The sequence below is a fragment of the Halorubrum sp. JWXQ-INN 858 genome, from assembly GCF_009806985.1.
GTDB lineage: Archaea > Halobacteriota > Halobacteria > Halobacteriales > Haloferacaceae > Halorubrum.
On record NZ_WUAX01000011.1, the window covers coordinates 427,756 to 446,943 of the forward strand.

Annotated in this window: 14 protein-coding genes; 8 read left to right on the forward strand and 6 right to left on the reverse strand. The window is 70.7% G+C overall.

Features of this window, described 5'->3' with window-relative positions; translation table 11 throughout:
* Positions 1–103: 103 nt before the first annotated feature.
* Positions 104–1,591: an Asp-tRNA(Asn)/Glu-tRNA(Gln) amidotransferase subunit GatB gene (gene gatB, locus GRS48_RS10905; protein WP_159486353.1), complete on the forward strand. Its 1,488-nt coding sequence runs from the start codon at positions 104–106 to the stop codon at positions 1,589–1,591.
* A 6-nt stretch (positions 1,592–1,597) separates the two neighbouring features.
* Positions 1,598–2,242, forward strand: a complete 645-nt coding sequence (locus GRS48_RS10910) for a hypothetical protein (protein ID WP_159486355.1) — start codon at positions 1,598–1,600, stop codon at positions 2,240–2,242.
* Between the two features lie 729 nt (positions 2,243–2,971).
* On the opposite strand, the gene GRS48_RS10915 is transcribed toward GRS48_RS10910, so the two are convergent.
* Entirely contained in the window at positions 2,972–5,107 is a 2,136-nt protein-coding gene (locus tag GRS48_RS10915) for a glycoside hydrolase family 15 protein (RefSeq protein ID WP_159486357.1), read from the reverse strand.
* Positions 5,108–5,211: 104 nt separating this feature from the next.
* Between GRS48_RS10915 and GRS48_RS10920 the strand changes: the two genes are divergently transcribed.
* Positions 5,212–7,551: an alpha-amylase family glycosyl hydrolase gene (locus GRS48_RS10920; RefSeq protein WP_159486359.1), complete on the forward strand. Its 2,340-nt coding sequence runs from the start codon at positions 5,212–5,214 to the stop codon at positions 7,549–7,551.
* 93 nt (positions 7,552–7,644) lie between these two features.
* On the opposite strand, the gene GRS48_RS10925 is transcribed toward GRS48_RS10920, so the two are convergent.
* A complete protein-coding gene (locus GRS48_RS10925; protein ID WP_159486361.1) occupies positions 7,645–8,991 on the reverse strand; it encodes an alkaline phosphatase family protein in 1,347 nt (448 codons plus the stop codon).
* A gap of 170 nt (positions 8,992–9,161) precedes the next feature.
* On the opposite strand from GRS48_RS10925, the gene GRS48_RS10930 reads away from it, so the two are divergent.
* A complete protein-coding gene (locus GRS48_RS10930; protein ID WP_159486363.1) occupies positions 9,162–11,852 on the forward strand; it encodes a PAS domain-containing protein in 2,691 nt (896 codons plus the stop codon).
* Positions 11,853–12,140: 288 nt separating this feature from the next.
* Positions 12,141–13,058 carry a PhzF family phenazine biosynthesis protein gene (locus tag GRS48_RS10935; RefSeq protein ID WP_159486365.1) on the forward strand — a complete coding sequence of 306 codons (918 nt, stop codon included), beginning with the start codon at positions 12,141–12,143 and terminating at the stop codon, positions 13,056–13,058.
* A gap of 54 nt (positions 13,059–13,112) precedes the next feature.
* Here GRS48_RS10935 and GRS48_RS10940 read toward each other — a convergent pair whose 3' ends face one another.
* Positions 13,113–14,273, reverse strand: coding sequence for a thiamine ABC transporter substrate binding subunit (locus GRS48_RS10940; protein WP_159486367.1), 1,161 nt, complete (start codon positions 14,271–14,273; stop codon positions 13,113–13,115).
* 260 nt (positions 14,274–14,533) lie between these two features.
* Between GRS48_RS10940 and hjc the strand changes: the two genes are divergently transcribed.
* Positions 14,534–15,073: a Holliday junction resolvase Hjc gene (gene hjc, locus GRS48_RS10945; protein ID WP_159486369.1), complete on the forward strand. Its 540-nt coding sequence runs from the start codon at positions 14,534–14,536 to the stop codon at positions 15,071–15,073.
* 18 nt (positions 15,074–15,091) lie between these two features.
* Here hjc and GRS48_RS10950 read toward each other — a convergent pair whose 3' ends face one another.
* Both GRS48_RS10950 and GRS48_RS10955 read right to left on the reverse strand, forming a co-directional pair.
* The gene (locus tag GRS48_RS10950) at positions 15,092–15,859 is read right to left on the reverse strand and encodes a DinB family protein (protein WP_159486371.1); all 768 of its coding nucleotides are present in this window, start codon (positions 15,857–15,859) and stop codon (positions 15,092–15,094) included.
* A gap of 104 nt (positions 15,860–15,963) precedes the next feature.
* Positions 15,964–16,827 (reverse strand): SWIM zinc finger family protein, encoded by an 864-nt coding sequence (locus GRS48_RS10955; protein WP_235028047.1) that lies wholly within the window; start codon positions 16,825–16,827, stop codon positions 15,964–15,966.
* A gap of 230 nt (positions 16,828–17,057) precedes the next feature.
* Here GRS48_RS10955 and GRS48_RS10960 point away from each other — a divergent pair, with 230 nt between their 5' ends.
* Positions 17,058–17,279 carry a hypothetical protein gene (locus GRS48_RS10960; RefSeq protein ID WP_159486373.1) on the forward strand — a complete coding sequence of 74 codons (222 nt, stop codon included), beginning with the start codon at positions 17,058–17,060 and terminating at the stop codon, positions 17,277–17,279.
* A gap of 164 nt (positions 17,280–17,443) precedes the next feature.
* On the opposite strand, the gene GRS48_RS10965 is transcribed toward GRS48_RS10960, so the two are convergent.
* On the reverse strand, positions 17,444–18,583 hold the full coding sequence (locus GRS48_RS10965) for a DNA primase (RefSeq protein WP_159486375.1): 1,140 nt from the start codon (positions 18,581–18,583) through the stop codon (positions 17,444–17,446).
* 106 nt (positions 18,584–18,689) lie between these two features.
* On the opposite strand from GRS48_RS10965, the gene GRS48_RS10970 reads away from it, so the two are divergent.
* Entirely contained in the window at positions 18,690–19,139 is a 450-nt protein-coding gene (locus GRS48_RS10970; RefSeq protein WP_159486377.1) for a hypothetical protein, read from the forward strand.
* Positions 19,140–19,188 lie beyond the last annotated feature (49 nt).

The following is a 19,188-nucleotide window of genomic DNA, read 5'->3' on the forward strand; positions in this document are numbered from 1 at the left end:
CCGCGATGGAAGATCGGGGTCGCGTCTCGTGTTCTCCGACGGGGAGGGGGTCAAACGACCCATCCCGACACGGTTTAGGGGGCTCACACGCAACGACTCGACAATGAGCACACAGGCCGCGGCGGAGGAGACGGCGGTCGTGATCGGGTTGGAGGTCCACGTCCAGCTCGAGACCGACACGAAGATCTTCTGCGGCTGTTCGACGGAGCCCGACGACGACGAGGGACCGAACACGCGCACGTGCCCGACCTGTCTCGGGCTGCCGGGCGCGCTGCCGGTCCTCAACGAGGGCGCGGTCGAGGCCGCCGTGAAGATCGGGAAGGCGATCGACGCCGACATCCCGGAGACGACGACGTTCCACCGGAAGAACTACTACTACCCCGACCTGCCGAAGAACTTCCAGATCACCCAGTACGACGCGCCGATCTGTGCCGGCGGCTCGCTCGACGTCGAGGTCGAGAGCGACCGGCGGACGGTGGGGATCACCCGCGCACACCTCGAGGAGGACCCCGGCAGCCTCCAGCACGCCGGCGGCTCCATCGAGTCGGCGACGCACACGCTCGTGAACTACAACCGCGCGGGTACGCCCCTCATGGAGATCGTCACGGAGCCGGACTTCCGGTCGCCCGCGGAGACCCGCGCGTTCCTCGCGAAGCTGTCGGAGGTCCTCGAGTACCTCGGCGTGTTCGACGCGACCCGCGACGGGAGCCTCCGCGTCGACGCCAACGTCTCGCTCGTCCCCGCCGACGAGGTGGCGGCGGACGGCTCGATCCCCGACGCGGTGCTCGCCGGGGTCAACCGCGCCGAAGTGAAGAACATCTCCAGTCACAGGGGCGCGGAACGCGCGCTCGCGTACGAGGTGACCCGCCAGCGGAACCGCCTGCGCCGCGGGCGCGAGATCGAACAGGAGACCCGCCACTGGGACGAGGGCCGCGGCGTCACCGTCTCGATGCGCTCGAAGGAGGCGGAGAAGGACTACCGCTACTTCCGCGAGGCCGACCTCCCCGCGCTGGAGGTGTCCGACTGGAAGGCACGGATCCCCATCCCGGAGCTGCCCGACGCCCGCCGCGAGCGCTTTCGCGAGGAGTACGGGCTCGACCGCGAGGCCGCCTCCAAGCTCACGTCCACGAAGTCGGTCGCCGACTTCTTCGAGGACGTCGCCAGCGAGTTCGACCCCGACCTCGCGGCGACGTGGGTCGCGGACAACCTGTTGGGCGAGCTCAACTACCGCGAGATGGAGATCACGGACGTCGAGGACCGCCTCGACGAGTTCACGCGCCTGATCGCGCTCGTCGACGGCGACGAGGTCACGACGAAGAACGCCGAGGAGGTCGTGTTGCGCGCGATGCTCGACGACGGCGCGGACCCGGAGACGGTCATCGACCGCGAGGGGCTCGGGACGGCCGATACCGGCGAGGTCGAGGCCGCGGTCGCGGCCGCCATCGAGGAGAACCCCGACGCCGTCGCGGACTACCACGACGGCGACGCGGGCGCGATCAACTTCCTCGTCGGACAGGTGATGGCCGCGACGGGCGGCAGCGCCGACCCCGGTCAGGTGAACGGGCTCCTCCGCGACCGGCTGGACGGGTAGCCGCCGATGGACCGCAACGCGGCCGTCGACCGGCTTGAAGCGATCGTCGACCGCGTCGAGTCGGAGACCATGCCCGTCCCGGTCCGCGAGGTGTGGGCGTTCGGCGACGTCGCGCTCGGGCTCGACCCGGTGTCGCGACTCGACGTCTACGTCACGAAGGACGTGCTGCTGCGCGGCGACGCCGACGCCGCGCGGGCGTTCGAGGCGGAGTACGGCGTCAAGGGCGTTGGCACGTCCGTTCGCGCGGACTGGGCCGAGGCGAACCCGGACCGCGTCCGCGCGAGCGACAACGGCTACGCCGCGCCCGAGGCGTGTCTGGCCGCGGAGCTGCTCGAACCGGACGAGCCGATCCACCTGGAGGTGTGTAACGCGAGCTTCGGGGACAACGTCACCCAGCGGCTGAAGGGGGCGCTCGCGCGCGAGGCGTACGCGGAGGTGCTCGACCCGCGCGGCGTCTGCCTGTGGGTCGACGGCGAGCGCGACGACGACGCGTTCGACCGGCTCCGCCGCGCCGAGTTCGCGATGCCGACGCTGGAGGCCGCGCTCGGGATGTTGGGCGCGGACGACGACGTCGCCGCCGAGATCGCGTCCGTCCTCGCCGCCCGGCGCGACGAGCAGGAGGGGTCGTCCGTGCGCGGCGACATGGTGTGAGGCGAGACGGTGTGGGGAAGACGGCGTGAGACGACGCCGAACCGGATCGCCGGTCGACGCCGCCGCCGACACGCGGACACTTATAAGAAAGCGTCGCCGGCGCGCCGCTCACTCGGAAACGATCGTCGGCGGAGCGTCGCTCACCGACTCCGTTGAACGCGACCATTCAGACACGATCCTGAATGACGGGTCCGCCGATAGCGGCAGGACACGGGCCACGTATCTCGTAGTAATGAAACGAAAGGCATCAAATAGTTGAGGTTCAGTTGCGTGTTGATTTTAATCAGTGTCGTGGACCTCTTCCATTCTGTTTTCCAACTCCTCAATTCTGTTCAACATTTCAAATCGCGATTTCTGATATAGAAAGTAGCGTTCGCCCATCGTTAATCCCGCTACAAACCCGATCGCCGATCCAAATGCCCCGCTTAAAACATACCCAAGCACTAACAATAGTGTCCCAGAACCAAACATAAGCACGTTTTTCGATGGTGGAGAATCGGATTGCATGAGTACTGTATGGGACTTGTTTATAAATACATAAATAGGTTATTTATATTGACGGAAGAGTCTGAACGCAGTGTGTTGTTCACCTGTATAGACCGATCGGAACGATCGGTCTCGCTTGAACTCTCCGTGTGAGATGCCCGTGTTGTATTCGACACTCGATTCTCGTCAGGTCGGCGGATTTCAACGGAGCCGATCTGTTTATAAACCACCGCCGCCGGGGCGTCAGTCGTCGTCGGCCGCGAGCGCGTCGGTCGAGCGGTGGTCGTGTGCGTCGAGCAGCGCGACCGTCGACAGCCGGATCGCGTGCGGCCAGCCGAGCGGCGTCGCGCTGTCGGGGGTGCCGTCGTCGAAGAACTGCTCGGGCAGGTACGTCGTCGACGCACAGAGCGGGCCGTCGGGCGAGACGTGGCCGAGCAGCTCACGGGCCCGCGCGGCCAGCCGGGTCGCACGCGGGTCGTCGCGGTCCGCGAGCAGGACGGCGAGCTCGGCGCAGGCGTTCGCCCCCCACGCCGTCGACACCGTCCACACCTTCTCGGAGCCCTGGGTGGACCGCCGCCAGCCGTCGCCCTCGTAGCGGATCAGCCCGTCGATCGCATCGGTCCCCGTCGCGAGCCCGTCGACGACGGTCTCGACGTGGGCGACGAGCCGGTCGAGCCGGTCGGCGTCGACCCCGCCGTCCGTCATCGCGTCGAACGACCGATGGGCGCTCGGGAGCGCCAGGGTCGCGGAATCGAGCCGGTCGTCGATCCGGCCGTCGGCGGTCTCGCGGAGCGCGTAACACCCGCGCTCGGGGACCCAGAGGTCGTCGAGCGCATCGTACACCTCCCGGGCGCGCGCGGCGGCGTGGGCCGGGACGTCCTCGCCGTCCGACCCGGCCGTCCCCGCGCTCGAATCCACCGACGTTCCCGCGCTCGAACCCACCGACGACGTTCCCTCGCTCGCCGCCAGCCCCTCGCCGTACCGAGCGAGGTCGCTGTAGGCCTCGAGGAACGTCGCCGTCGTGTGCGTGAACCGGCCGATCATGTCCTCCCAGGCGTTCTGACAGACCACCGGTCGGCCGTCGTCCGCGAGCGTCTCGTCGAGCCCCGCGAGCGCGTCGACGAGCGTCGCGTCGAGCCCGTCGACGTCGACGCCGGCCGCCCGGGCCCGCGCGAGGTACGCGATGACGCTCCCGGTCTGGTCCGCCTGGTAGTCGACGTCGGGGCCGTCCTCGATCCGCGCGTTCGCCCAGCCGGGCGCGATCGCGCCGTTCCGCGGCCAGACGCGGTGGGGCCACGAGCCGTCCGCCCGCTGTGTCCGGACGTACATGCGCGCCGACCGGACGTGCCACTCGTCGAGCCCGAGCCCGAGGCGCTCGTCGGCGGTCAACAGGAACGTCGAGATCTCGGCGTCGTCGCGGAACCAGGTGTAGCCGTAGCCGCCGGAGTGCCGGTAGTGCGGGTCGAAATCGGGCCCCGCGATCCGGAGTCCGGAGTCGGCCGACAGCAGCGAGAGCACGCGGAGGTCCGCGACCGCGGCGTCCCGTTCGGGGGTCGACGCCGGTACCGACGGGAGCGACCCCGCCGCCGCCTCGTGAAGGCTTTCGGTGGAGTCGAGGTCCGCGAACAGCGCGTCGAGCCGCTCGCGCGCCGCCTCGCGGTCGGTCTCGGCGCGGTCCGTGAGCAGCGATCCGACCGTCGCCACGCCGTCGACGAAGGGGACCTCGACGACGACCTCGCCGGAGAGCCGCTCCTCCTCGTATCGGCCGCTGTCGCGGTCGCGCGGGAGGTCCAGCGGTCGGTCGTCGAGGATCTCCGGGAACGTCGCCGGGAGCTGTCCGCGGAGGTCGTCGAAGCCGGTCGCGCTCGCGAGGAAGTCGTGTTCGTCCGCGTGGTACACCTCGACGGCGTCGTCGTAGCGGAGCTGTCCGACCCGCGTGTCCCGGCCGTCCGGCGCGAACGACGCGTACACGACGAGCGACGGGTCGTCGGCCGCGACGTCGGCGTCCGCCGCCGGCTCCACCGTCGCGCGGGTGAGGTGGGCGTCGCCGACCGCCAGGTCGTGTCGCGTGACCGTCGCGACGGCGGCGTCGTGAACCGTCTCCACCAGCGTCGTGTCGCCGACGTAGCGCTGCTCGGTCGGCGAGCCGTCGAGCCAGCACAGGTCGTCGTCGACGGCGAGCCCGAACCGGACGACGGTCGCCCCGGTCAGCCCGGTCAACGGCTCGCCGAAGTCGCGGAGCCGACCGCCGGGGTCGACGTGGACGAGCCGCCCGTCGGCCCCGGTGAACCGGCCCTCGGTCGTCCGCCGTTCGCCCGGGAACCGCGTTTCGTGGCCGAGATGGCGCTTGTAGTCGTCGATCGCCTCGCGGAGCTGCATACCCGGCGCTGCGGGTGCCGAAGGCATTAATCTTTGGTGTAATTATCGTTCACACTTTTTTCGAAAGGGGGAACCCTCAAGCCGAGGCGGCCCGGGGTATCGGTATGCACGAACCCGGTCCGCCGCGCGCGACGAGCGTCGGGGAGTCGGTCGAGTTGGCCCCGCGGAACCCGGACCCGTCGGGCGAGTACGGGTGGACGCTCCGTTCGGTTCCCGCCGGAAGCGCCGCGGCCGTCGACACCACGCCCGGCGACGCGCGGGACGGCGTCCTGCGTGCCGGCGAAACGACCCGCCGGGACGACCCGGTCGTCCACCTCCATCCGGACGCGCCGGGGACCTACGTCCTCGAACTCGACGCCCCCGACGGGACCCATCGCCAACGGGTTCTCGCCTTCCCGGACGAGCGACGCCCGGTCGACCTCCGCGTCCCCGCCGCCGACCTCCCGGTCGACGACCCGGCGTCGGTCGACCGCGTCTCGCTCATGTGGGCGCGGAACGACCGTCTCCTCGCGCGGGACCGGCCGGAACGCGACGGCGACGACTGGGTCATCGAGACGCGCGCGCCGCCAGGCCGCCACGGCTTCGGCTTCGTCGTCGACGACGACCTGACCGACCAGCATCGCGACGGCGTCGAGGTCCCCGGCCCGGGTCGCCCACGTCTCACGCTCGACGGCGTCCCCCTCGACGCCGACGGGGAGGAGGTCGTCGCCGGAGCGGGAGCCGACGCCGGGACGGCGGCCACCGATATCGACGCCGGGACGGCGGCCGCCGATACCGACGCCGCGACCCTCCGGATCACCGCCGACGTCGCGGTCCCGCCGGGCTCCGGGACCGACCCCGCCGACGTCGACGTCGCGTTCCTGCTCGACGACCGCGACGTCGACCCCGAGGCCGCCGCCCGGATCGAGGCCCGCGCGGACGGCCACGTGCTGTCCGTGCCGCTCGCGGAGCTGTCCGGGAGCGTTCGCGTCCACGCGGTCCCGCACGCCGAGCGGTACGGCGCGATCGACACGGTCCGGATCGACCTCGGCGAGGACGGCGATCGCGAGCCGATATCGGTCACCGACCCGCACGAGCGGCCCGCGTGGGCGGCGTCGCCGACGATCTACGAGGTGTTCGTCCGGTCGTTCGCGGGCGACACCCTTCCGACGACGTTCCGGGAGATCGAGCGCCGCGTCCCGTACGTCGAGAGCCTCGGCGTCGACGTCCTCTGGTTGACCCCCGTGCTCGCGTCGCCGACGGACCACGGCTATCACGTGACGGACTTCGCCGAGACCGCCGCCGACCTCGGCCCCCGCGAGGCGTTCGAGTCGCTCGTCGACAGGTGTCACGAGGCGGGGATCCGTGTCGTCTTCGACCTGGTGATCAACCACACCTCCCGCGACCACCCCGCGTTCCAGCTGCACGCGGCCGGCGTCGACGCCTATCGGGACCACTACCGACGGACGGACGGCGCGTTCGACGTCACCGACACGGACTGGGCGTCGCTCGATCCCGGCGACATGCCGGAGTACTACTTCAATTGGCGGCGGATCCCCAACCTGAACTTCGACAGCCCGACCGTCAGGGCGTGGCTGCTCGACGTCGTCGACGACTGGGCGGCCGTCGTCGACGGGTTCCGCGCCGACGTCGCGTGGGGCGTCCCCCACGGCTTCTGGAAGGAGGTCGCGGACCGCGTCCCCGACGACGTGCTCCTGCTCGACGAGACGCTCCCGCACGACCCCTTCTACGGCGAGGGGGAGTTCGACCTCCACTACGACACCTCGCTGTACGGAACGCTCCGGGGGATCGGAGCGGGTGACGAGCCCGCCGACGCCGTCGCCGACGCGCTCGACCGGGCCACGTGGCTCGGCTTCGACGACCCCGGCGTCCAGATGCGGTACGTCGAGAACCACGACGAGGACCGCTACCTCGCGGCGCACGGCGAGGCCGCGCTCCGGGCGGCCGCCGCGGTGACGTTCACGCTCCCCGGCGCGCCGATGGTGTACGCGGGCCAGGAACGCGGCAACGTGTCCACCCGCGGCCCGATGCGATGGCACGACGGCGACAACGCGCTCACCGACTACCACCGCGACCTCTCGGCGCTCCGCGCCGCCCAGCCGGCGCTGCGGGAGGGCGAGGTCGCGTTCGACGGCGCGGCCGCGGCGGTCGCCGTCGACGACGGCGACGCCGAGCGCGTGACGGCGTACCTGCGTCGTCGAGAGGGCGGTACGACCGATGGGGAGGAGGACACGACCGATGGGGAGGATGACACGGCCGATGGGGGGGAGGACACGACCGATGGGGAGGATGACACGGCCGCCGACCGGCTCCTCGTCGTCGTCAACTTCGACCCCGAGCCGGCGACGGTCACGGTGCCGGCGGGGTTCGATCGCGACCTGTTCTCGGGCGAACGGGTCGACGGGGAACGGGTCCGCGTCGACAGCGTGGCCGTGATCGAGTAGGGGGACGGAATTATCGGCGTTCCCGGCGCGCTGCAGGTCGATTCCAGCGCGCTCCAGGTCGATTCCGGCGCAGCGAGGACCAGAGCCGCCCGGTCAGATCAGGCTCGCGCCGTCGAAGTCGGTGCGCGCGTACTCGAGGTCGAGCAGCGTCATCAGCGTCGGGGCGACGTCGAGCAGGTCCGCGTCGTCGATCGTCGCGTCCGGGTGGTCGACGAACAGCGCGGCGTCGTCGAACGTGTGCATCCCGGTCCGTGGGCCGTCCGAGTCGAACACCCGTTCGTGGGGTTTGAAGCCGGCCTTGAGGTCGAAACCGTGGTTCGGGATCACGACGAGGTCGGGGGCGATCTCGTCGTGGTCGCCGCGGAACGCGGTCTCGCGCTCGACGACGCGGCGCGCGACCCGCCGCCCCGTCGGCCCCTCCATGGCCTGCAGCTCCGCTTTCAGCTCCGCGCGAGCGTCGTCGTACTCGTCCTGCGGGACGCTTCCGCGCGGTTCGCGCCCCTCCAGGTTGAGGTAGTACCGCCCGGGGATGAGCGAGTAGGCGCGGGTGTCGTCGTCGATGTCGGAGAGCGACCCGTGATCGTCGTCCGCATAGGAGAGCCACCCCTCGCGTTCGAGCCACTCGTTACAGTTGACGTCGTACGAGAGCGTGGTGAACCCGTGTGGAGAGGCGACGACGAGCGTGACGTCGTCGGGGAGCGCCCGGCGGAGCTCGCCGAGGTAGCCGTCGAGGGACCGGTAGAACTCCATGAACTCCTCGTGGTACGTCCCCTTCTCGACGTAGTCGCGCCACAGGAAGTGGTTGACTCGATCGGGAGTCATGAAGACGCCGAGGAACAGGTCCCAGTCGTCGCGCTCGACGTACCGTTTGAACGCGGCGGCACGGCGCTCGATCGTCTTGTGTGCGTGGTCGAAGAACGCCGATTTGTCGGCCTTGTGGCCGAGCTTCGCGTTGACGCTGAGGAGGTACCCCGACTCCACGAGGTAGTTCCGTAGCTCCTCGGGATGTGCCGCCTTGTCGACGTCGGGCGAGAGGAAGCCGGACACCATCCGCTGAACGCTCCGCTGTGGCGGGAACGTAACGGGGACGTTCATCACCGTGGCGTCGAGGCCCGCCTCCGTGGCGCGGTCCCAGATCCGGTCGGCCTGTACGTCCCGCCCCATCGGCACGTACGTGTCGTACGATCCGATCTCTCGGTCTTGAAAGCCGTACACGCCGGTTTCTCCGGGGTTGACCCCGCTGGTGAGCACGGGCCAACACGCGCTCGATTCCGGCGGAACGATGCTGTCGATCGGTCCGCTGGACCCCTCCTTCGCCAGCGCCGTCAGCGTGGGGAACGTCTCGGGGTTGTCGGCGACGAGGTCGTACGGGACGCCGTCGATCCCGACGAACGCGACGCGCGGGGTGTCACCGCCCCGCAACCGATCGAATAGACCCATACACACCCATTCCATGGTAGCCCCCAAAAGGGTTCACATCCGTTCATCCCGCGTGACGTCACGATCGACGGCCAGAACGCGCTCCCCGCCGACGTGAACGCACCCCCTGCCGACGCGAACGACCGCGGTAGTCCCGCCACATCCAAGTACCGATGGGGAGTACGGTCCCCATGAGCGGCCCCCCGTTGCACGTCCTCTATGCGGACGGAGACGACGCGTTCGTCTCCGCGGTCGAGCGGGACCTCGACGACGGGGAGATCGGATTCGAGCTGACCCGCGCTCGGACGTACGCGGAGGCGGTCGCGGCGGTCGACGCGGCGAGCATCGGCGAGCCGGGAACGGGGGGTACCGACGACATCGACTGCGTCGTGGCGGACCGCGACCTGGGGTCGGGGACGGGCCTCGACCTCCTCGAACGCGTCCGGTCACGTGACCACGCCTTCCCGTTCGTGTTCGTCGCCGACGGCGACGAGCGCGTCGCGGCCGCCGCGATCGGCGCGGGCGTGACCGACTACGTCAGGAAGCGGGACCCGGAGGCCGTCGCCCTGATCGGCGAGCGGATCCGCCGCGCGGTCGCGAGTTACCGGGCGGAACGGGCCCGGCACGAGCGGACCCGGGAGCTCGCGACGCTCCACGCCGTGAGCGCCGCGCTCGCCGCGGACGCCCCGCTTGCGGAGCGGTTAGAGGAGGTGGTCACGGCGCTGCCCGCGGGCTGGCAGCGACCGGACCGGACCGCGGCGCGTCTCGCGTTCGACGGCGTCGAGTACCGGACCCCGAACTTCGTCGACGACTCGGTCGCGACCCAGTCCGTCGAGGCGACCGCGGGAGAGACGACCGTCCGGCTCACGGTGGCGGACGTCGGTGACCCTGCGGATCTCGGCTTCGCGGACGGCCGGTCCGGCGCCGACCCCGACGACGCCCCGGGCGTGTTCTTACCCGAGGAAGCGGACCTCCTCCGGTCCGTCGCGGACCTCGTCGCCGTCCACGTCGACCGCGCGGAAACCGCCGAGCGGCTCGAAGGGTTCGCCGGGCGGCTGGACGCGATCCTCCAGCACACGACGAACATCGTGTTCATGAAGGACCTCGAGGGGCGGTACGTGCTCGTCAACGACGCGTTCGTGGAGTTCGTCGGTCGCGGCCGCGACGAGGTGATCGGCCGGACCGCCGCCGAGCTCCACGACGCGTCGGCCGTGCCGTGGATCGACGAACACGACGCCGAGACGCTACGGGTCGGGGAGCTCCGGCGCTTCGAGGAGCACTACCCGCGTCCCGACGGCGTCAGGCGGTTCGTCACCGTCCGGATCCCGCTGTTCGACGAGGACGGCGAGCCGTACGCGATGTACGGGATCGCGACGGACATCACCGAGGAGACCCGTCTCGCGGAGGAGCGCGTCGAGCTGTTGGACCGGATGACCGACGGGTTCGTCGCGGTCGACGGCGACGGCCACGTCACCTACGCCAACGACCGGGTGGCGGGGATCGTCGACCGGAAGCCGGCGGACCTCGTCGGGAAACCCCTCGAGGAGGCGTTCCCGGGCGTGGACAACGACGCGTTCGCCACGGCGTTCGCGGAGGCGAAGGCGACCGGGGAAGCGACCGCGGCGACGGGATACGTCGAGCCGCTCGACCGCTGGTTCGAGTCGCGGGTGTACCCCTCCGAGTCGGGCGTGTCGATGTACTTCCGTGACGTCACCGAGTCGGTCCGAGAGCGTCGGGAGCTGGAGCGTCGCGAGCGAACCATGCGCCGGCTGTACGAGGCGATCGCGGGGAAGGACGGGACGTTCGAGACGAAGGTCGGAGCGCTCCTGGCGCTCGGCAAGGAGACGCTGGGCGTCGAGTCGGGGGTCCTCTCCCGCGTCGAGGGTGGCGAGTACACCGCCGAAGTCGTCGACGACGACACGGGGACGTTCGAGCGCGGAGCGACGACCCCGCTCGACGCGACCAACTGCGAGCGGGTGATCGTCAGCGAAGAGTCGCTACAGATCGGCGACGTCGGCACGGACACGGAGCTGTCCCGGCGAGCCGGCTTCACGGAGCTCGGGATCTCCTGTTACCTCGGGGCCCCCGTCGTCGTCGACGACGACGTGTATGGCACGTTCTGCTTTTACGACCGCGAGGAACGAGTGGAGCCGTTCTCCGAGTGGGAAGTGACCCTCGTGGACCTGATGGCGCGGTGGGTGAGCTACGAGCTGGAGCGGCGGGCGGCGGAGGCGGAGACGGCCCGCGAGCGCGACCGGTTGGAGACGTTCGCGGGCACGGTCTCACACGACCTGCGGAACCCGCTCAACGTCGCGGCCGGCCACGTCGACCTGGCCCGCGAGGACGGCGACTCGCCGGGGCTCGCACGCGCCGCGGACGCGCTCGATCGGATGGCCGAGCTGATCGACGACGCGCTCTCGTTCGCCCGGCTCGGGACCAAGGTGGTCGACGTCGAACGGGTCGACCTCGACGACGTCGCCCGGGAGGCGTGGGCGACCGTCGACGTCCGGGCGGCGACGCTCGTCGTCGCGGATCCGGGCACGGTCGCCGGCGACCGCTCCCGGATCCGGACGCTGTTCGAGAACCTGTTCCGGAACGCGGTCGAACACGGCGGCGACGACGTGACGATCACCGTCACGCGGACGACGACCGGTTTCCGCGTCGACGACGACGGCCCCGGGATCCCGGCGGACGGCCGCGAGCACGTCTTCGAGCTGGGGTACACCACGAGCGAGCACGGGACCGGCTTCGGGCTCGGGATCGTCTCGCAGATCGCGGCGGCGCACGGGTGGCGCGTCGAGGCGGCCGAGAGCGACGACGGCGGGGCGCGGATCGCGTTCCACGGCGTCCCACACCTCGCCGCGGTCCCGACCCGGCAGTGAGCCGACCGCCGCCGGCCGGCTCGGTCCGTGATGACGGCTCTGTCCGCGACAACGGCTCGGTTTATAAGCGATCGGAGCGGACGGGAATAGTATATAAACGCCCCCGCGGATCCGGCAGGAACTACTTATAAACGCCTCGCGAATCCGACCGAACTCACTTATAAACGCCCCGCGAAGGCAACGGAACTCCTGTGGCGTGTGTCGACACGGTCACGGAGCCGATGGGGAGAGCCGACGGTGGCGGCAGCCGTCCCCGGTCCTTTTGAACCCGGCCCGCGACGACCGCGCATGGAGACGCGACGCACGCTGCTCGTCGACGCGTTCACCGACGAGCCGCTCGCCGGCAACGTCGCCGGCGTGGTGCCCGACGCGGAGGGGTTGAGCGAGGACCGAATGGGGCGGATCGCCGCCGAGCTCGGGGCGTCCGAGACGGCGTTCCTCACGCCGCTCGACGACGGCGCGGACGCCGACCGCCGGGTGCGCTACTTCACGCCGACCACCGAGGTCGACCTCTGTGGCCACGCGACGATCGCGAGCTACGTCGCGCTGTTCGCGGACGGAGTCGTCGACGCCGGCGCGGACGTCCTCCGGACGAACGTCGGCGACCTCCCGATCGACGTCGAGGAGTCGGGCCGCGTCTGGATGACACAGGACGCCCCGACGGTGCGGCCGGTCGACGTCGACTACGACCGGCTCGGTGACGCGCTCGGGGTCGACCCCGCCGCGCTCCGCGACGTCGGCGCGGACCTCCCGGTGGCGGTCGCCTCGACCGGGCTTCCGTTCCTCGTCGTCCCCGTCAACTTCCTCGAACGGCTCGGCGAGGCCGACCCGGACCTGAGCGCCGTGGAGGCGCTCTCGGCCGAACACGACGTCGCCGGCGTCTACGCGTTCACCTTCGACGCGGTCGAGGCGGGATCGACGCTCCACGGCCGGGCGTTCGCCCCCGCGGCGGGCGTCCCCGAGGACCCGGTGACCGGGACCGCCAGCGGCGCGTGCGGCGCGTACCTCCACGCGGTCGACGCGTTCGACGGCGACGCGCCCGCGGAAATGCGCTTCGAGCAGGGGCACTTCCTCGACCGACCGGGGCTAGTCCACGTGCGGGTCGACGGCGACGAGGTGCGCGTCGGCGGCGACGCCGTCGTCTCGTTGCGGGGTGAGCTCGCGCTCCCCGACGCCGCGGACGATGACGACATCATCGAGGTCTGACGGGGCCTCCGACCCGGGACGCCGCCACACTCCCGTTTCTCCCTCACTCTCTCGTCACCGACCGCCGGCGACCTCGCGCTCCCACGCGTCGAGCCAGTCGGCGCGGTTCTCGCGGAGCGTCGGGTAGTCGAAGTGGACGATGTCCGCGGGCTCCTCCGCGAACTCGCGGTACACCGCGGGCGGCTCGACGCCCGTCACCGGCCCCGTGACGTTCAGCTCGGCGATGGCGCGCTGGGTGTCGTCCGCGAGGACGAAGTCCATGAACGCGTGGGCCAGCTCGTCGTCGTCGCCGTCGGCGAACCGCGCCATCCCGTTGAGGTTGGCGTAGCCGCCGCCGTCGAGGAACGCGACCCGGTGTTTCTCCAAGTCGTTGCCGAACCGCTCGGCGTACACGCGGTCGTTCGAGTAGGAGACGACGACGTTCAGCTCGTTCGCCTCGAACTGCGGGTACATCTCCGACCACGAGGAGAGGACGACCGCGTTCTCGAGGAGGTCGTTCCAGTAGTCGAGGTAGCCGTCCGGGCCGTGTTCGGCGATCGTCCACAGCAGGAACATCTCGCCGGTGTCGCCCTCCAACGGGTTCGGGATCCCGATCTCGCCCTCGTACACCGGGTCGAGCAGGTCCGCGAACGAGGTCGGCTCCGGGACGGTCCGGCCGTCGTACACGACCGCACAGTAGTTCTGGTACGTCGGGATCACCCGTCCGTCGGGGTCGAACTCGAACGCCTCGCGCACGTCGTCGACGTTCGCGAGCGCCGACCGGTCCGTCGCGCGGAAGAGGTCGCCGTCGGTCTCCGCGTCGACCCGGTACAGGTCCGACGGCTTCACGCCGAGGTACACCTCCGGCTCGACGTCCAGCCCGGCCTGCCGACGTTGGATGTAGTGATTCACCTCGCCGTCGGGAACCGCCCACTCCAGCTCGGCGTCGTGGGTCGCCTCGAACCGCTCCTTGATCCACTCGCCGGGGCTCGTCGTCGGGGCGTCGACGAGGGTGTCGTACGTCGCGACCGTCAGCGTCGGCGTGTCGTCGGTCTCCCCCACCGTCTCCCCTTCGGTCGAGGTTCCGTCGCCGCCCGCCGACCCGTCGTCGGAGCCGCTTCCGCCCCCGTCGTCGGAGCCGACTCCAGCCCCGTCGTCGGTTCGTTCGGCCGCACAGCCGGCCAATCCGGCACTCACCGTCCCGGCACCGGTCGCGAGGAACGCTCGTCGGTTCATTACCGAGTGATTTTACCCAGTAATACAAAAGCAGTGCGATCGCTGGGACGGCACGATCGCGGATCTGGTGCGGTCGTGGGGACGGCACGATCGCGGGGACGGTGCGGTCGTGGGGACGGCACGATCGCGGAGACGGTGCGGTCGTGGGGACGGCACGGTCGCAGGGACGGTGCGGCCGTGGGGACGGCGCGGTCACGAGTCGCGCCCCTTTTGTCTCCCACGGGAGTACCGGTCGACAATGACCGATCCGGGTGAGACAGATGTCCGCTAACCGGAAGGGCGACCGGCGGGAACGCGAGCTCGTCAACGCGCTCGACGACGCGGGCTTCGCCGTGATGCGCGCGCCGGCGAGCGGCTCCGCCACCGAGCGCGAGCTCCCGGACGTGCTCGCGGGCGACGGCGAGGTCTTCTACGCGATCGAGGCGAAATCGAGCGCGGGCAACCCGATCTACCTCACCGGCGAGGAGGTCGAGGCGCTGCTGTTCTTCGCACGGAACTTCGGCGCGAAAGCCCGGATCGCGGTCCGGTTCGACCGCGAGGACTGGTACTTCTTTCACCCGGGCGACCTCTACACGACCGACGCCGGCTCCTACCGCGTGAAAAAGGAGACCGCGCTGGCCGACGGCGTCGACTTCGCCGAGTTCGTCGGCGACACCCGAAAGGTGACCTTAGACGAGGTGGGCCGTGAGGCGGCGGACGCGGCGGACGGCGCGGGCGACCCGGACGCCGAACGACGCGGGATCCTCGAGGCCGTCCGGGACGGCCACATGTCCGTCGACGACGCCGTCGACGTCATGTGACGCTTAGCGGATCACCGCTCACAGCGCGTCCCAGACCTTCTCGGGCATCGGTAACCCCTCCCAGACGGACGGATCGACGGGGTCGATCTCCGCTCCGAACTCCTCCACGAGCATCCACTCCAGCTGGCGGGTGTGTTGGCCGGCGTGCCACACCGTCCGCTCGAAGAACTCGTGGACCGACGGGGTCCCGTAGTAGACGTCCGCCGTCGCCGACCAGTCGCGGTCCGCCCCGTGAGCGTCGAACCAGTCGTCCGTCCGGGCCCGGACGTGTCGCCCGTACGTCGCCAGCGCCGCCGTCGACCGGTTCGCCCAGGCGGGCTCCGGCTTGTAGCTCTTGAGCGGCGACCCGTCCTCGTGTTCGAGGAACGACTCCGGGATGCTGAACGCGTGGTACACGATCTCGCCGACGCTCCGCGGTCGGTTCGGGATGTCGGTGACGAGGTCGTCGTCGGAGAGCGCCTCGAGCGCGCGTTCGAGCGCGTCGAAAACGACGTTCAGACGGGTGCGCAGCTCGTCCACGGGGAGGGGGTCCGCCTCGTGTTCGATCCCCGCGATCTCGGCGACGGCGCTCAGCTCCTGGGCGTTCGCCCAGTCCGCCCCGCGTCTGACGATCGGGACGTGCTGTGGCATCCCTCGCTCGGCCATCTCGTCGAGCAAGCTCCGGTCCTCGATGACGTTGTGTGAGACGAACGGCGTTTCGTTGCGCTCCAGGAACTCCTTCGCCCGGAGACAGCTGGTGCAGCCGGTCGCCCAGTACAGATGGATCTGCGAGTGACTCTCACTCATGAGCCTCCCTACCATCCCGGCGGATATCAATCGTTCGAGAACGATCGCCGGGGACGCCGTCGGCGGTGCTCGTCGGTCATCTTCGTCGTCCCCGGTCCTCGTCGTCAGCGGTTCCCCTCGGCGGCGTCGTTCGTCTCCCGTCCCGCGTCGTCGGATCGGCCCCGCTCCGCGTCGTCGGCCCGAACCAGCCGGGAGGCGGGGAAGCCGTACCGCTTCGCGTCGACCACGTCGCTGCCCGGCCGGAGCGAGTCGACGTACACCGCCTCGACGACCGGCTCGTGGTCGCCGTAGGCCGCGTTGGTCGCGTACGCCGCGATCGGCCGCCCCGTCTCGGTCCGGTACGCGTCGGCGCGTTCGGCCGTGACCGCGACGACGACGAGCGGGGTGTCCGTCTCGCGGTCCCGGACGAGGTCGCCCGACTCGAACCCGTGGCGAGCACAGAGCTGGGGCCCCGCGGCGTCGAACGGGACGAACGTCTCCGCGCCGCAGACGGCACAGACGCCGACGCGCTCGTCCGGGCCCGGGATCGTCCCCTCGGTCACCTCCATGGCGACCCGCCGCAGGTGTTTACACCGCGACCCGCGGATCGCGTGGTCCGGGCAGGTGCAGGTGCCCGCGTCGAGCGCGACGACGTACGTGCCGCCGTCCGTCTCGACGACGTACCGACGGTCGCGGAGCGGCCGGACCGTCATCCGATCCGTACGGGCCCGCGCCGACCGTCCGTCGTCGCCACCGGGGGCGTCGCTGTCGGCGGTGGCGTCGCTGTCGGCGGTGGCGTCGCTGTCGGCGGTGGCGTCGCTGTCGGCGGTGGCGTCGCTGTCGGCGGTGCCGGCACGGACTCCGTCAGCGGTGTGTCTTCGGTCGCCGCCCGAAGTCGAGGGGAACCGGAGCCCGTCGATCGGCGGGGCGACCGCCGACGGCGACCGTCGTGCGGTCGGTGGCGTGGGACCGTCTCGTCGTGGCGTCATGATCGGGTTTCGGGAGGGTCTCCCGTCTCGTTCGATAGTAGGCTCTCCAGGGGCTTAAGGGTCCTCCCGGCCGGTATCGGGGGTTTCGGACCCGTCTGGATGCGGAGCTCGGTGCGGTTCCGTGGCGGGCACGAGGCCGCAGACGGCGGGGGTTCCGCGAGGACGACCGTCGCCGATCGGCCGGCGGCCCCTTCGAAGTCCTTTTTTAGCGGCGACGGGAACCCGCTTCCATGGAAATCGACGCGGAGCTCCGTCGGCAGATCGTCGTCTCCCTGCTGGCGGCCGCAGTCTTCGTGGCCGGGCTGATCGCCATCGGGGTGACGTTCGGGGGGGCCGGAGGACTGCCCGAAGACGGTGCGATCGCGCTGCTCGGGCTACTCACGGGGTTCGTGCTGCTGATGGCGGTCGTCGGTGCGTACCTCATCCGCGCGAACCGCGGGGACGAGGAGTAGGAGCCGCGCGCACGCTCGTCCGCATCGTGTCCGGCTCGCGCCGTGTCTCCCGTCACACGCCGTGTCTCCCGTCACTCGTGTCCGTCATCGCCGACAGCCGCCGCTAGCCGTTGTCAGTCCGCCTCTCCTGCCAGCGAGTCCGCCCCCCGCACCAGCGACCGCGGTCAGTCCGCCTCGCCGTCGATCGCCCCCTCCGTCCCGTCGGCGGCCTGCGTCTCCCGCCAGTCGGTCGGGTCGTCGGCTGCTTCCACCCGTTTCTCGTAGTAGGAGAGCGGGTCCGCGGCGATCCGCATGTGGTCCTCCTCGTTGTGACAGATCCCGTAGTTCGACAGCGTCTCGCAGGTCGGCGGCGGGTACTGCGTCCCGCGGTCGTCGCGGAGGTACTCCGTCTGGTACCGGATGCCCTCGGCCTCGAGGCTCGTGTCCGCACAGAACGCGACGATCTCGTCCGGTGACATCCCGATCCCCGTCAGGAACGCCATCAGCGCGAAGCTCTCCGGCGGCGACAGCTCGACGCCGCGTTCCGCCTTCTCGATCAGGTTCGTCATACACGGGGCGAACAGGTCGGGAACGACGACGTCGACGGGGCCGGCGTACGTGCGCTCGGAGAGGAGCCGCTTGAGGTCCGCGACCCCCGACTCCAGCTCCGCCGCGATCCCCTCACCGGACTCCAGCTCGAAGGGGAGCCCCTCGAGCACGCGCTCCTCAACGGCGACCTCGACCGCGTCGAGCAGCTCCTCGCGGGTCACCCGCACCTCCCCGTCGGCCAGCTCGCGGTTGACGAGCCGCCACGAGACCCCCCACGACGGGGAGGTCAGCCGGAGGTACGCCCCGACGCCCATCCGGTAGTGGGTCGGGTCCCGCGACCCGCGGATCGGTTCGGATCGGACCGCGCCGTCCAGCTCGAACTCCCCGAGCACGTCGTCGAGGTCGATGGTCGGCGTCGACACCGACTGGAGGTCGTCGTCGTCCGCCTCGAAGTCGGCGCGGAACCGCTCCGCGGCGGTGGCCGCCTCCGCGGCCGCGTACTTGCGGACCGCCGGCGCGGAGTCGAGCAGCGAGACGAGGATCCGAGCGATGGGGTACGAGAGCAGCTCCATCCGGGCGTCGGTGCCGCCGGACGGCTCGAACGGGCCGTCCTCCGGCTCGACGGTTCCCTCCAACAGCGCGCGCTCGACGCGCTCGCGCGCCCGTTCCACCGCCGGCGCGTCGGCCGCGACCAGCTCCGGTAGCGACACCGAGGCCTCCGCGACGGCGTCGCGGGCGGCCTCGAAGAACGGGTACTTGGCGTGGAGCGGGTCCATGGTCGACCCGAGGTAGTCGGACTCGACGGAAATAAGCCGCGATCGGTCACGAACCCGTGCGGCGTCCGACGCGTCTTTATCCCGTTGGCGGCCGTGGCCGGCCGGTATGGCCACCACCGAAGCGCTACTCATCGGTCGGCGGCGGGACCTCGCGGTCAAGCTTGTCGGCGGGTTCGCCGTCGCCGTCGGGGCCGCGATGCTCGCCGCGCTGGCGGCGGAGGCCGCCGACCTTCCGACCGTCGGCGCGCTGGTCGACCGCGGCTTCCCGCTGTTGCTGTTCTACGCACCCGCGCCGATCGCGGCTGCCGGGGCGTACGCCCGCTGTGGCGGTCCGGCGTGTCTCGCCGTCGGCGTCGTCCCCGCGACCGTCCTCGCCGCACTCCTCGTCGTCACGACCGTCGCCGGAGTCCCCGGGATCGGGTCCGGCGCGGCGGTCGGCGGTCTCATCGTTCGGTTCGCGCTCGTCGGCGTAACCAGCGCGTTCGTCGGGTTCTGCGCCGGGGTCACCGCCGCGCTCGTCGCCGACGTGATCGGGGTCGGTTCCGCCCGGGACTGATCGGAACGCAGTCGACCCGACCGCGACTGATCGGGATCCGCCCCTCGAC